This window comes from Halomonas litopenaei (assembly GCF_003045775.1).
Lineage (GTDB): Bacteria > Pseudomonadota > Gammaproteobacteria > Pseudomonadales > Halomonadaceae > Halomonas > Halomonas litopenaei.
Genome location: NZ_PXNS01000016.1, coordinates 39,453 through 53,454, shown reverse-complemented (window position 1 = coordinate 53,454; position 14,002 = coordinate 39,453). Strand labels below are relative to the sequence as shown.

General features: G+C 61.9%; 14 protein-coding genes. 7 read left to right on the top strand and 7 right to left on the bottom strand.

The features are described 5' to 3' along the window. Positions 1–106: 106 nt before the first annotated feature. From C6W88_RS19495 to C6W88_RS19480, 4 genes are all read right to left on the bottom strand, one after another. Entirely contained in the window at positions 107–1,144 is a 1,038-nt protein-coding gene (locus tag C6W88_RS19495; protein WP_108133680.1) for an Ldh family oxidoreductase, read from the bottom strand. Between the two features lie 29 nt (positions 1,145–1,173). Continuing rightward, positions 1,174–2,505, bottom strand: a complete 1,332-nt coding sequence (locus tag C6W88_RS19490; RefSeq protein ID WP_045992516.1) for a TRAP transporter large permease — start codon at positions 2,503–2,505, stop codon at positions 1,174–1,176. Beyond that, a complete protein-coding gene (locus C6W88_RS19485) occupies positions 2,502–3,017 on the bottom strand; it encodes a TRAP transporter small permease subunit (RefSeq protein WP_108133679.1) in 516 nt (171 codons plus the stop codon). The genes C6W88_RS19490 and C6W88_RS19485 overlap by 4 nt, the downstream gene beginning before the upstream one ends. Positions 3,018–3,110: 93 nt before the next feature. Next, positions 3,111–4,175 carry a type 2 periplasmic-binding domain-containing protein gene (locus C6W88_RS19480; protein WP_045992514.1) on the bottom strand — a complete coding sequence of 355 codons (1,065 nt, stop codon included), beginning with the start codon at positions 4,173–4,175 and terminating at the stop codon, positions 3,111–3,113. A gap of 233 nt (positions 4,176–4,408) precedes the next feature. On the opposite strand from C6W88_RS19480, the gene C6W88_RS19475 reads away from it, so the two are divergent. After that, on the top strand, positions 4,409–5,011 hold the full coding sequence (locus C6W88_RS19475; protein WP_181248688.1) for a helix-turn-helix domain-containing protein: 603 nt from the start codon (positions 4,409–4,411) through the stop codon (positions 5,009–5,011). A 379-nt stretch (positions 5,012–5,390) separates the two neighbouring features. On the opposite strand, the gene C6W88_RS19470 is transcribed toward C6W88_RS19475, so the two are convergent. Together C6W88_RS19470 and C6W88_RS19465 are read right to left on the bottom strand one after the other, a co-directional pair. Next, positions 5,391–6,215 carry a metal ABC transporter permease gene (locus tag C6W88_RS19470; RefSeq protein ID WP_108133677.1) on the bottom strand — a complete coding sequence of 275 codons (825 nt, stop codon included), beginning with the start codon at positions 6,213–6,215 and terminating at the stop codon, positions 5,391–5,393. Next, on the bottom strand, positions 6,215–6,982 hold the full coding sequence (locus tag C6W88_RS19465; protein ID WP_108133676.1) for a metal ABC transporter ATP-binding protein: 768 nt from the start codon (positions 6,980–6,982) through the stop codon (positions 6,215–6,217). The genes C6W88_RS19470 and C6W88_RS19465 overlap by 1 nt, the downstream gene beginning before the upstream one ends. 222 nt (positions 6,983–7,204) lie before the next feature. Between C6W88_RS19465 and C6W88_RS19460 the strand changes: the two genes are divergently transcribed. The 3 genes from C6W88_RS19460 (at position 7,205) to C6W88_RS19450 (ending at position 10,272) form a co-directional block, all read left to right on the top strand. Next, positions 7,205–8,086: a zinc ABC transporter substrate-binding protein gene (locus C6W88_RS19460; protein WP_231498713.1), complete on the top strand. Its 882-nt coding sequence runs from the start codon at positions 7,205–7,207 to the stop codon at positions 8,084–8,086. A gap of 74 nt (positions 8,087–8,160) precedes the next feature. Next, the gene (locus C6W88_RS19455; RefSeq protein WP_108133674.1) at positions 8,161–8,862 is read left to right on the top strand and encodes a ZinT family metal-binding protein; all 702 of its coding nucleotides are present in this window, start codon (positions 8,161–8,163) and stop codon (positions 8,860–8,862) included. A 237-nt stretch (positions 8,863–9,099) separates the two neighbouring features. Then, entirely contained in the window at positions 9,100–10,272 is a 1,173-nt protein-coding gene (locus C6W88_RS19450) for an ATP-binding protein (protein ID WP_108133673.1), read from the top strand. Between the two features lie 513 nt (positions 10,273–10,785). On the opposite strand, the gene C6W88_RS19445 is transcribed toward C6W88_RS19450, so the two are convergent. After that, positions 10,786–10,989, bottom strand: a complete 204-nt coding sequence (locus C6W88_RS19445) for a cold-shock protein (protein WP_045993826.1) — start codon at positions 10,987–10,989, stop codon at positions 10,786–10,788. 621 nt (positions 10,990–11,610) lie between these two features. Here C6W88_RS19445 and C6W88_RS19440 point away from each other — a divergent pair. The 3 genes from C6W88_RS19440 (at position 11,611) to C6W88_RS19430 (ending at position 13,759) form a co-directional block, all read left to right on the top strand. Next, a complete protein-coding gene (locus tag C6W88_RS19440) occupies positions 11,611–12,426 on the top strand; it encodes a CsgG/HfaB family protein (protein WP_045993825.1) in 816 nt (271 codons plus the stop codon). Between the two features lie 29 nt (positions 12,427–12,455). Next, complete coding sequence (locus C6W88_RS19435) at positions 12,456–13,190, top strand: hypothetical protein (RefSeq protein ID WP_045993824.1); 735 nt, start codon at positions 12,456–12,458, stop codon at positions 13,188–13,190. 152 nt (positions 13,191–13,342) lie between these two features. After that, positions 13,343–13,759 carry a hypothetical protein gene (locus C6W88_RS19430; RefSeq protein WP_045993823.1) on the top strand — a complete coding sequence of 139 codons (417 nt, stop codon included), beginning with the start codon at positions 13,343–13,345 and terminating at the stop codon, positions 13,757–13,759. Positions 13,760–14,002: the final 243 nt, after the last annotated feature.

Here is a 14,002-nt window from a genome sequence, read left to right as displayed (position 1 = left end):
AGGAAATGATCACGGCGCGTCCTAGAGGCGCGGCAATGACTTCGTGTAAGCCTCATGTACCTTCGGTGGGGTGGCGACACCTTCGGCTAAGGCGCCCCGCGTCACCTCACGCCAGCAGCGCCTCGATATCATCGAGCAGCGCCTGGGGCACCCAGGCGCCACGGGATTCACTCAGCGCCCGCTCACGGTAACGACGCTGGGCCGGCAAGCGTGCGCCCTGGCCCAGCAGCTCGTCGAACAACCGCTCGGCCCTGTCCATGTGCGCCTCGCTGGTGGCGCCTGCAGTGCGCGCCGGGTCGATGGCGATGATCAGTTCGCCGTGGTACGGAAGTCCTGCGCGACCGGCGTCGTGCTCGCTTGACTCGACGCTCAGCAGGTCGCCGATCATCGGGCCGGCGATCAGCTCGACCATCAGCGCCAATGCCGATCCCTTGTGCTGACCAAACGGCAGCATGGCGCCGTGATCCAGCACTTCTTCGGGGTCGGTGCAGGGCGCCCCGTCGCGATCGACCCCCCAGCCCTCGGGGATCGGCTTGCCCTCGCGGCGATGCAGCTCGATGTCGCCCCGGGCGATGGCACTGGTGGCAAAATCGAACACCAGCGGCTCGCGCCCGGGCCTGGGCCAGCCAAAGGCCAGCGGGTTGGTGCCCAACAGCGGACGACTGCCGCCGTGGGGCGCCATGTAGGCCTGGGTGGGGTTACAGACGATCGCCACCAGGCCCTGTTCCGTCAGCCGCTCGAGTTCGACCCACAAGGCGGTGGAATGCACGCAGTGATTGATCGCCATCAGCGCGACCCCGGCGTCGCGGGCCTTGCCCACCAGCAGCGGCAGCCCCAGCTCGAAGGCCAGCGGTGAAAAGCCACCGCCGGCATCGACCCGCACCACCCCCGCGGCCACGTCTTCTACCTCCGGGACGGCGTCGGCGACCGCCGCGCCCTGGCGCAGCGTCTGGACGATCCCCAGCAGACGGTAGAGCCCGTGTGAGTGGCTAGCGTCCATCTGCGCCGCCACCAGGGTCTCGCCGAGGGCCCTGGCCTGCTCGGCACTGAAGCCCTGGTGCTCCAGCACGCGGCGACTGAGCGACATCAGCGCCTCGCGGGTCAGGTAGGCCCCGTTGTCGGCGGTGGTGTCGGTGTCCTTCATGGGGGCGTCTCCTTTGTCAGTGTCCGGGGTCATTTCCACGAGGGGCCACTCAGCTGCTCGGGTAGCCACAGCGCCAGCGACGGGAAGCTGAGTACCAGCGCCAGCACTACCAGCTGTACCACGATAAAGGGCACCACCCCGATGTACATGTGCTTGAGCGTCACCTCCGGCGGTGTGATCGCCCTGAGGTAGAAGATCGACGGTGCCAGCGGCGGCGTCAGATAGCTAGTCTGCATCACCACCAGGAAGGCCACGCAGAACCAGATCTCGTCGAAGCCGAGTGCACGCACGATGGGCATGGCCACCGGGATGACGATCAGCACCACCGAGATCATGTCGAGCACGAAGCCGGCCAGGAAGGCGATCAGCAGGATCATGCCGAGGATCATCCAGGGGCTCATGCCGGTGTCCATCAACAGCGACTGCACCGTGGCCATGCCACCGGCGGCGAAGAACACCCCGGCGAACATGTTGCCCCCCAGCACGATCAGCAGAATCATCGCCGAGATATTCAAGGTCCGCTTGGCCGAGTTCCACAGCACGTCCAGCGTCAGGTTGCGATAGGCCAGCGCCAGCACCACCGATCCCAGGGCACCGCAGGCGGCCGCCTCGGTCGGCGTGGCGATGCCGAGCAAGATCGTCCCGAGCACCGTCATGATCAGCGCCATGGTCGGCAGCAGCGCACCGAAGGTCATCTTGAGCTTCTCGCCGAGGGTCGCCCGCTCGGCGTCATCCTGCGCCATGCGCGGTGCCATCTCCGGCTTCAAGTAGGCGATCAGCACGATGTAGAGCAAGAAGAACAGCGCCATCAGGAAGCCCGGGAACATCAGGCCGCTGAACAGCGACCCCACCGAGACGCTGGCCACCGGGCCCAGCACCACCACCGTGATAGACGGCGGGATCGCCGTCCCCAGCGAGCCGCTGGCACAGATGGTGCCGGACATCAGCGACTTGCTGTACTGATGCTTGAGCATGACCGGGATGGCCAAGAGCCCGATCACCGCCTCGGTGGCACCGACCACGCCACTGGCCGCGGCGAACAAGGTCCCCATGACCACCGCGCCGACGCCCAGTCCCCCGGGCAGCCGACGGGTCCAGAAGTGGATCGCGGTGAACAGCCGCTCGGCGATACCGGAGCGCTCGAGCATGGCGCCCATGAAGATGAACAGCGGCACCGCCGCCAGAATCGAATTGGAGGCGGTGTCCTCGATCTTGGTCAGCAACTGATAGGCGGCAGCGTCACCGAACTGCATGATGCCGAACAGCGTCGCCACCAGAATCATTGAAAATGCGATCGGAAAGCCGGCGATGATGAAACCGATCAAAGCCGGGAACATCACCAGCGCAAGATAGTCACTCATGCCGCGCCCCCCTGTTCGGGCGTGCGGCCTTGCATGATATGAACCGCCTTGAGGATCTCGGCCACGACCTGCAGCGCCAGCAGCACGAAGCCGGCCCACCAGGTCAGAAATACGGGCCAGATCACCGGGTTCCAGGCCGAGCGGCCAGAGCGCTCGTTCGAGGCGAACGCCTCCAGCGCATACTGCCCCAGCTCCCACACCAGCCAGCCCAGCACCGGCAGAAACAGCAGGTAGCCGACCAGGCGCACCGCTGCGTTGGTGCGATCCGACCAGCGCAACGTCAACAGATCGACGCTGACGTGCTGGCCCAGGCGCAGGGCGTTGGCCATGCCCAGCATGAAGATGGCACCCATGACCATGTAGCTGACCTCGAAGGCCCACAGGGTCGGGCGGCCTAGCACGTAACGGCTGAACACCTCATAGACCAGGGCCGCGATCAGCGGAAAGGTCAGCATGGCGCCCAGCCCTCCCGCCAGGCGGGTCAGCCGCTCGATAGCGTGAATAAGCTTCATCTCGTTTGCCCACAGGTGGTGGTAAAGACAGCGGCCCGACCAGGCAGCGAGGGGGTTAGCTCTTGCTGTCTGGCCGGGCCGCAAGGCGTGTGGTCAGTCGCGACCCATGGCACCGATCGGCAGGCGATACTGCTGCCAGTTGGTCATGCTGGCCTTGAACTCACGCTGGGACTCGAGCACCCGGGCAAACCACTCGTTGCTCTCGGCGTTCTCGTCTTCCCACTTGCGCGTTTCTTCATAGATGGCGTCGATGAACGACTGATCCAGCTGGACGATCTCGTTGGGGCCGTCGACCAGCTCCTGATAGGCCTCGAGGTCGGCGTAGGAGCTCGCGAGCCAGGAGTCGAACACGCTTAGCTTGCCGGCCAGACGCAGCAGCTCCTGCTGTTCGGCGCTCAGCGCATCCCAGGCGTCCTGGTTGACCTGGCACTCGAGGAAGCCACCCGACTGGTGCACACCGGGCAGGATCACGTACTGCGCCACGTCCTGGAAGCCGGTGGGCTTGTTCATCTCGGGGCTGCCCCACTCGGCGGCATCGATCACGCCACGGTCCAGGGCGTTGTAGATCTCGCTGCCCGCCATGACCACGGTGGATGCACCCAGCTGAGAGGCGATCTCGGCCCAGGCGCCGGAGGTGCGCAGGCGCAGACCCTGGAAGTCTTCCAGCGTCTCGACCTTCTTGTTGGAGTGCAGGAAGATCTCGGTGCCCAGAATCGAACAGGGGAAGGCCACCACATCGAAGACGTCACGGCGGAACTCTTCATACAGCTCCACGCCGCCGCCCTCGTACATCCACATCATGAACTCTTCCGGCGTCAGGCCGCTGGAATGCCCGGCCAGCAGCGCCGCGGTGGGATCGGTGCCGTAGTCGTAGTTGACGTAGTTGTGGCTGACCTCGGCCACCCCGGCCTTGACCGTATTGGTGACCCGCAGCGCGCCCCCCAGGGTGCCACCGGGGAACACCTCGATGGCGATGTCGCCGGCCGTCAGCTGGTCGACGTAGTCGGCGAAGGTCTGGGCATCGCGCTCAAGCCAGGGACCGCCGCCCCAGGGAGTGGCCATCTTCCAGTTCATTTCCTCTGCGTTTGCACTCAGCGAGGCACCCGCCAGCGCGGCCGCCAGGGCGACACCGCCCGCCAGTCGATTCAGTTTGTACATTATTATCCCTATTGGATTTTCTTGTGGAAATTCGGAGCGCAATGACCGTGCTGGCAAGCGCTTTGGCAACCCCGGGATCACGCCGGAGCACCCGCTCACACGCACACACCTTGCTATTGTCGCGTTCGTGAATGAGGATTGCATATACGCAATATTCAGTCAAAATTATAAAAAAAGACCAACAATCAACGCTTTTTCTTGAAAAATTCAAGACAAAGGCGTCGGAGGCCAGCATGAGCGACACCGTCACCCCGCCCCCACGCGTCAGGGAGCGTCCGCGCAAGGCAGGTTCCATCGGCACCAACCTGAAGGCACTCAGAAACGATAGGGGCCTGACCATCGCCCAGATGGCCGAGGCCTCGGGCAGCTCCGCCGCCAGCATCTCGCGTATCGAGAACGGCCGGCTATCCCCGACCTACGACGTGATCGTCAAGCTGGCCGCCGCCCTGGAGGTCGATGTCAGCGAACTCTTCTATCACAACGAACGCAGCGCCCTGAGCGGCTGGCGCACCCTGACCCGGGCGGGCCAGGGGCCGGTGGTCGAGACGCCCAACTATCGCTTCGAGCTTCTGTGCAACGACATGGTGGCCAAGGACTTTCTGGTGTTTTCCACGACGGTGCTCAACACCAGTATCGAGGAGTTCGGCGAGTTGCAGCGCCACGCCGGACATGAGCAGATCGTGGTGCAGCAGGGTGAAGTGGAGGTATGGACGGAGCACTACGAACCGACCCGGCTCAAGGTCGCCGACAGCATGTCCTTCGACAGCCAGATGGGCCACGCAGTGATATCGGTCGGCGAGCAACCGGCGCGGATACTGTGGATCTGTACGTCCTGAGAGACTCGACCGCCGTAGGCTCGTCCCGACATCGAGCCCCGTGCACACTGCGCCGGCCCGGGACAAGCACCGGCGTGGCCGGCCACACAGGGGCCGACCACGCTCGTCGCCCGTAGCGCTTCCGTACAGGCAGACGAGCGATGGCTCAAGTGCGAGCGATAGTGCCAACGGCTTGCCGGACAACGTCGCAACATCGCCGATACGCTGGCGATGCCTGACGATGGCGACATCGATATCGACTTAGAACCTCCTCGTGCGGAGATCGCCACCAGACCAGCCGATGACCCATGATGCTGCTAGACTGCGCAAGGGCCAGTAAGGCAAGGCTGATCCTGCAGTGGCGGCCTGCGCCCAAAGCAGCAACGCACGGATCACCCGTTCAGGACGAGATATCGCTGGAAGACATTCTTGCGAACCGGCGCCTGCCGAGATCCACCAGGCTACACAGGACAAACACCAAAGCGGCGAGGCTGACGATGGTCGGACCGGTGGGCGTGTCGAGCCAGTAGGCCGCCTGAAGACCGCCGCTAGTAGACGCGGCTCCGATCACCGCTGCCACCAGCACCATGGCTTCCGGGGTGCGGCAAAAGGGTCTGGCGGCGGCGGCGGGAATGATCAGCAGTGCAGCGATCAACAGTACCCCCACCACCTTGAGTGCCACAGCCACGACCACCGCCAGGGACAGTGTCAGCACCAGCTGCTCGCGCCCGGGATGGATGCCATTGGCCCGTGCCAGATCCGCATCCAGGGTCGCCGTCAACAGTGACGACCAGCGCCACCCCACCAGCGCCATGACCAGCAAGGCGCCGCCAGCGATCAACACCAGATCCCCCTTGCCGACCGCCAGAATGTCACCGAACAGATATGCCATCAGGTCGATACGCACCCCGGACACGAAGGACACCGCCACCAGCCCGAAGGCCAGCGCCGAGTGAGCCATGACCCCAAGCAAGGTGTCCATGGCATAGTCGCGCCCGCTGAGCAGTGAGACCAGGATCGCCATCAGCAGCGACACCACCAGCACTCCGGCGAAGATCGAGGTCGACAGCAACAGCGACAGAGCCACACCAAGGATGGCGGCGTGCGCGGTGGCATCACCGAAGTAGGCCATGCGGCGCCACACCACAAAACAGCCCAGCGGGGCGGCGGCCAAGGCCACACCGATACCGGCGAGCGCCGCACGCAGCATGAAGTCATCGAGCATCAGGCCGAGACCCCCAGTGAGTGGGCAGCGCCCACCTGCGCCAAGGCCGGGCTAGCGGCGTCTTTTTCGCGCAGATGTTCGTGGCGGTAGAAGGCGAGCGCGTCAGCGGTATCGGGGCCAAACAGCGCCTGATAGGCCGGGGACGCCAGCACTCGCTCGGGCGTGCCCTGGCAGCAGACGTGGCGATCGAGGCAGATCACCCGGTCCGAGGTGCGCATCACCACATGCAGCTCATGGCTGACCATCAGGATCGCGCAGCCCGTTTCGCGCCTCACCCGCTCGATCTGGCGATAGAAATCCGCCGTACCCCGGTGGTCGAGGCCCTGGGTTGCCTCATCGAGCAGCAACAGGTCGGGCTTCTCCAGCAGGGCTCGCGCCAGCAGAACACGCTGTCGCTGACCACCTGACAACGACAGCAACTGTTGCGAGCCCAGCTCAGGCACGCCGGCCTGCGCCAGGGCCTGCTGCACGGCTTCGCGGGAACGTCGACGCGGCAGGTTGAGAAAGCGTGTGACCGTCATCGGCAGGGTCGGATCGATGGCCAGCCGCTGCGGTACGTAGCCGATGGTGAGCCCGGGCCTTCGCACCAAACGTCCGCCAGCGGGCGTCAGCGCACCGATGATGGTACGCAGTAGCGTCGATTTGCCCGACCCGTTGGGGCCGACCAAGGTGACGATTTCGCCGCATTCGAGCTTGAGGTCTATGCCCTCGAGGATGGTCTGCCCTCCCAGGACGACCCGCAGATCATCGATCGACAATAGCGGCATGAACATTCTCCAGAGCCTTTCTCGATTTCGAAAACAATGTTATATCATAACAAAACATGCCACAATCACCCGCCCCGAGAACGCTCCAAGAGATCGATGACGATGCACACCTCGCTACGCCCCCTTCTCCTCCCTTGCCTGCTGCTTCCTGCGATGGCTGCCGCAGAGGTCCCCTCGGTGGCCGTGGATATTCCGCCGGTCCACAGCCTAGTGGAGCGCGTGATGGGAGACCTGGGGACGCCGCAACTGGTGATCCAGCCTGGGGCCTCTCCCCACGGCTACGCCATGCGTCCTTCCGAGGCGGAAGCACTGGCACAGGCCGACGTGGTGTTCTGGGTCAGCGATGGATTGACGCCCTGGCTTGCCAAGGCACGCCAGTCACTGGCGCCGGATGCACAACAAGTCGAGCTGATGGAAAGCGCCGGCACACAGCGCCTGACCTATCGACAGGGCGCGACCTTCGAGGCCCACGATCATGATGAGCACCATGAGCTCGAGGAGCATGAGGGCCACGAGCACGACGCGCATGACGGCCACGAGCACGAGCAGCATGCCGGCCACGACCATCACGACCATTCAGGCTGGGACCCCCACGGCTGGCTGGACCCGGTCAACGCCCAGGCCTGGCTCGATGCCATAGCAACCTCACTGGCCGAACTCGATCCCGACAACGCCGCCATCTATCGACACAACGCAGAGGAAGCCCGCGGCGAGCTCGACGACCTGATCGATGAACTGGAGACCCGCCTCCAGCAGGCCCAGGGTACGCGCTTCATCGTCTTCCACGATGCCTACCAGTACTTCGAGCGCCGCTTCGATGTGCCGGCGGCCGGAGCGATATCCTTGGGGGATGCATCTGACCCGAGCCCTGCGCGTATCCGAGAGATCCAGCAGCGTGTCGCCGAACTCGGCGTGCAGTGCGTCTTCCGAGAGCCCCAGTTCAACCCGGCGCTGGTGGATAGCGTGTTCCAAGGCACCGGGGTCGAGACGTCGCTGGTCATCGATCCCCTGGGCGTCGACCTGCCGCTCGGTACCGAGCTCTATCCCGCATTGCTGCGCCAACTGGCCGACGGCGTCGCCCGCTGCGCCGCCGAGGCCGAGTGATGAAAGCCCTGTTCTCTCCAAGGCCTCCCCGGGGAGGCCACAACGCCCCACCGACCATCCCAAGGAGCAAGACGATGGACCCGATTCTGACCCGCCGCATGGCCGTCGCCGCAATCAGCGCCCTGACACTGGCGACCGCCCCCCTGGCCCTCGCACAAAGCGATTCCGCGGCCAGTGATGCGCACGATCACGATCACGATCACGATCACGATCACCATGATCATGAGCATGATCACGCCAAGGACATCTACGCCGGCTATTTCGACGACGACCAGATCAAGGACCGACCGCTGTCCGACTGGGAAGGCGACTGGCAGTCCGTCTACCCCTACCTGCTGGACGGCACCCTCGACGAAGTGTTCGCCCACAAGGCCGAACAGAGCGATGACAAAACCGCCGAGGAATACAAGGCGTACTACGAGATCGGCTACAAGACCGACGTCGACCGTATCGTCATCGATGGCTCTACCGTCTCCTTCCACGAAGATGGTCAGGTGCTCTCCGGCGAATACGCCTCCGACGGCTACGAGGTGCTGACCTACAAGGCCGGCAACCGCGGCGTTCGCTACATCTTCGAGTACCAGGGTGAAGACGACAGCCTGCCGAACTACATCCAGTTCAGCGACCATGCCATCTACCCGACCGAGGCCGACCATTACCACCTGTACTGGGGTGACGACCGTGCGGCCCTGCTTGAAGAGGTCACCAACTGGCCGACCTACTACCCCTCAGAACTGGATGGCCAGGGTATCGTCGATGAAATGCTGGCCCACTAAGGACCAGGCACAGAGAGACCAAAGCCCCTCGATCGAGGGGCTTTGTTTTATCGGTGAGTCGGTGCACTAGCCGGAATGCACAGCAGTGCGCCGGACGAACCGTTCACCCACCAGAAACGGTTTGCCAGCGCCATCCTGCTGAACTCGCCTATCGTGCTGACGATGCAGGCCCGCATTATCGCCCTTTACCGCTATGATGTATAATTTTACGCATAGCTGCGTAAAGAGGCGTATTCCATGGTTTCCGCAACTTATGTCTTTCACCGACCAGCCCTCGCACAGTCGATCGTGACAGGCCTGGCTGGCGATGGCCTGATCGACTACAGCGGCGGGCTATTCCTCGCCGCACCACGGCGCACCGGCAAGAGCACCTTCCTGCGGCAGGACCTGATGCCTGCCTGCGAACAGCACGGCTGGGAAGTGGTTTACGTCGACCTCTGGGCAGACCGCCAGATGGATCCAGGCCTGCTGATCGAACACGCCATCATGGCCAGATTGCAGACCTACTCGCCGCGCATCAAGAAGCTCTTGAGTGCTGCCGGCGTCGATTCCGTCACGCTACACAAGACGCTGACGTGGGACCTGACAGGTTCCGCTCTGCCGGATGAAGCCACCCTGACGGAAGCCCTGCAGGCACTGCACGAAGCATCGGAACGTCTGGTCGTACTCTTCATCGACGAGGCACAGCATGCACTGAGTAGCGAGCAGGGGATGAACACCATGTTCGCACTCAAGGCCGCTCGCGATGCGCTGACCCTGGGCAGGGCAAAACCAGGCCTGCGTCTGGTGTTCACTGGGAGCAGTCGTGACAAGCTGGCCCAACTGGTGTTGAGCCGCGACCAGCCCTTCTTCGGCAATACCGTCACACCCTTCCCGCTGCTGGGGGATGATTTCGTGGAGGCATTTACCCACCACGTCAATGCAAGGCTGGCTCCTGGCAACACCTTCCAGGTCGCAGATGTCGCCAAGACCTTCGAACGTGTGGGTCGCCGTCCTGAACTGCTGTGGGACGTCATCAAGCGCGTTGCCTTGGAGCACGGGCGGGCCGACGACCTCGGAAAGCTGCTGGAGCAAGGTGCACAATCGATCCAGGCAGACTACCAGGCCCTCTTCCAGTCCGACTTCGATCAACTGCCCGAGCCACAGCGCGCCATCCTGCTCGTCCTGGCCCGAACGTCGGCGCAACAGCGCCCTTTTACACCCTTCACCAAGGATACGCTCAAGGAGATCCAGGCTCTTGCCAAGCGCAAGACCCAGCCTTCGGCATCCACCGTTCAACGTGCACTCGACTCGCTTCGCGATAAGGGCCTGGTATGGCGCTCTGGTCGGGGAGTTTACGCCCTTGAGGACAGCGGAATGGGAGACTGGCTGCTCTATGCTGATGAGGCAGGCCCAGCGAAGCCCCTTTGACGCGTTAAAGCCGTCAGCAAAGTTTGCTATCCACCACTATCGCCTCTTGGGCAGGTTGAGATACCGGCCTGCCAATCCCGCTGGTCCAGCACGAAGGCCTCCTAGGCTCAGTCCGGAAAGTCGAGGAGCGAAGGTTAGACAAGGCAAAAATCGGTGAGAAAGCGCAGTTAACGGGGTGTAAATGAGCATTTTGACCGGGATGGCGAACCAGCCGATTTCTAACGCCGTATTACCGAGCGCAGACACTTTTCAGACAAGCCCTAAGCCGTATCCAGAAACACTCTTACAGGGATGGCAGCCTTGCCCACCCAGTACCCGGGCCGCTAGAAGCAGACGATCTACAAAGACAGATCATCGCCAGAGATTGATCTACGCAAGACAACCCGAGCATGCGGAGCCCGAAAAGAAGATCAAGGCCGGCCACACACGGCCAGGCCTAAACTTTTCACACACAAAAACGACAAGACCCGCCGAAGCGGGTCTTGTCATTCATCTAAGCTAGCTAACTAGAAGTTAGATAACTTTGATGTTAGAAGCCTGAAGGCCTTTCTTGCCCTGGGTCACGTCAAAAGAAACCTCTTGACCGTCCTGCAGGGACTTGAAACCTTCAGCCTTGATTTCGGAGAAGTGGGCGAACAGGTCGTCACCACCGTCGGCCGGAGAAATGAAGCCGAAACCTTTAGCGTCGTTGAACCACTTAACTGTGCCAGTTGCCATGATCGATTTCCTTAACGCAGAGCGTTGTCATTACAGTTTGCCGGGTGTCATCCCAGAAATATGGATATAACAAGGGGGATATTGCCAGGCTACCGAATGATTCGATCACTACTGAAATATACGACTTGCTAACCAACGAGAAGCATCGTCTCACGGCTCGCCGCGCCTTGTCAAACCTTTTTAAAGCATGGCAACAGAACTTTCGCACGTTGCGCTGCTGGTCCTCGGGACGATCGAAAAAACATCATCAAGATCCGATAAAAAACTGAATTATTAATCACTTACACGAAATCAGCCTGCGTGATCGACATTGGCATCGTCCGGTACGGCCAGGCGATGGCGGCAATCACCCACGCTTTCGTCCTGCTCTCGGCCCAGCACTCCTGTCAATCGCGCGCCGCATGTGTACGACGGTTTCTCCTAATTCAGTCGTGCAAAACGCCAGAGTCTGGCGATTCGCCACGCTTTCCCTCTAGCAAAACGCTTCGGTTGGCCGAACACGGCTACCTCAAGTCATCTCCTCGCTGCTATTCACTACCCCAACCTATTGAATAAAAAGACCAATTGGTCTTTCTGGCACGACTTGAGCAATAGCCATGTCAATCACAGGAGGACGCCAGGATGAAGGTCTCGCTGCCCCACAAACTCACCACCGCCTTAGCACTCACTGCAACCCTGGGTGGCTGCGCCTCCATCGGTACCGATCCCGTGGCACCCCGTGAAGGCTCGCGAGTGATGACCAACCACACGCCCTACACCCGCTGCCTGAGCGCACTCAGCCAACAACCCGGTGAAAACCTGCCAGTGGTCAGCGTAGGACAGATCCTCGACCGGACCGGTCAAGTCAGCTACTCGACCATCACCGAGAGCCGCACCTTGACCCAGGGCGTGTCTGAAATGCTGATCAGCGCGCTCTACAAGACGCGCAAGGTACGCCTGGCCGAGCGCCTCGACATTCGCATTCCGCTAGCCGAGCGCCAGCTCAAGGATGCCGGAGCCATGCAACGCGCGCCCGCAGCGCTCAACGTGCAGCCCGTCAACTACGTCATTCTCGGCGCACTCACCGAGCTCAACTACAACATCCTGACCCAGGGGGCACGCCTTTATGTAGGACTGATAGGCGCAAGCAACCGAGAAGCGGTCATCAACGTAGGCCTGGATCTCCGAGTGGTGGACGCCACTACCTTTCAGACCGTCTACGTCACCAGTTTGCAAAAGCAGATTGTCGGCAACCAGGTGGAAGCGGGCGTCTATCGCTTCTTCGACAATCAGCTCGTGGAATTCGATGCCGGGACGGTGAGGAACGAACCTCTCCAGCTCGGTGTTCGATCCGTCGTGGAAATGGCTGCATACCAGATCCTGACGGAAGGGCTCGGCCTGCCGATCAACGACACCCAAGCGTGTCAGGTGGCAGACGGGCATTACCCTGCGGCTTGAAAACATCCGAAAAAACAAGGAACGCCGTCATGAAAACTCAGCAAAAAACCGCACTGTCCGCTGCTATCGCCCTCACTGGTCTGATGTCAGCCTCCTCGGCCTTGGCCTTCGACTCGGTGACCTGGGTGTGGGATGCCACGGTCAACAGCACGGTCGACACTTCGGCGCTGTCTGAAGTCAATGTCGCCCCCGAAGGCCTGAACATGACCGAAAATGACCAGACCGCCCTGGGCACCATCAGCGCCACTAGCCTGGTCACCGCCGTCGACAACACCATCATACCGCTGCTCGATGGAAACGCCTTTGAAGACCTGGCGGCGGTAGAAAGCATCGCGACCGCAGTGGGTAACAACGCCGCGATCGAGTCCGATGTGTCGACCCAAACCGACAACTCTCAGGTGTACGCGGGGCTCGACGCCTCAGTCGGCACGCCGCTGACCGGTGAACTGGTGGATGCCACGCTGCCTGGTGCCGTCACCGCGACCGCCTCGGCACTCGCCATCCTCAACGCCACAGTAGACGTTGACGCAACGGCCGTAGGCAACAACATGACCGTCGACCTGACCACCCTGTCTGACAACGACGCCTTCGCCATCACCAACAACGAACAGCTCTCTGTGGCACTGGTCACCAGCACTGCCACTGCCGACGGTGTGCTGTTCAACGGCATCAACGGTATGGGAGGAGGCGATACCGCCGCCGTATCCTCCACCGCCACCGCCGTGGGCAACAACCTGTCGGTCAAGGTGGATGGCAACTTCTGATTCCTCATCTCAACCCTGGCTCGGGCATCCGTGGCCTCCACGGATGCCCTGGGAGTTCTCTCATGACACGCACAGTTAACCGACATGTTTCCGACATTGACTGCCTCCCCCTCGACTCTGGTGCCCTTCCCTCTCGGCGATGGGCCAGCTGGATGGCCGCAGCCCTTGGCGCAGCGCTTCTATCTGCCGGTGGCCCCGCTGAGGCGAGAGATCGAGATCCGCTCGTCGGCCCCTACCCCTACGACTTCCCCGCGCGAGCCAGCATCCAGGGTTCCCTCATCCTGCAGGAGGCACGGCGTCGCAATAACGGTAGTGGAGGTTCAGGATCTGGCGGCAGCGGCAGCATTAATGCCGGTGCCATCGTCAACAACAATTCCACGTCGATCGCCGTGGGCAACTGGCAACAGATCGAAATGACTCTGGGCGATGGGGCAGAGGGTCTGATCATGACCGAAAACCATCAGACTAATGAAGCCGAGGCCAACGCCCTGTCAAAGATCAATACCACGCTGAACCTGGATGCCGAGAGCTCAGAGGACGTGCTTTCCAACGAACAAACAGCGAAGTAGCAATAACTTGCCCTAGCAATAATGAGAAATTCAGTACTCAAAGTGGAATAACTACGAATGGAGTACCAGCCAAATCCCAGACAATGTCAAACACTGTTAAAGCAACCTTTAAAACAAGGAAAGCTGCTTCGAGTCTGGCTAGGGTGGCAATTGACTCTTGTACGAATCAGAAAGGCTGCGGCAACCGGTACACCCGTTCATACCGAAGCCATCGGTGTCATCAAACCCGATCGCCAAGCGCTG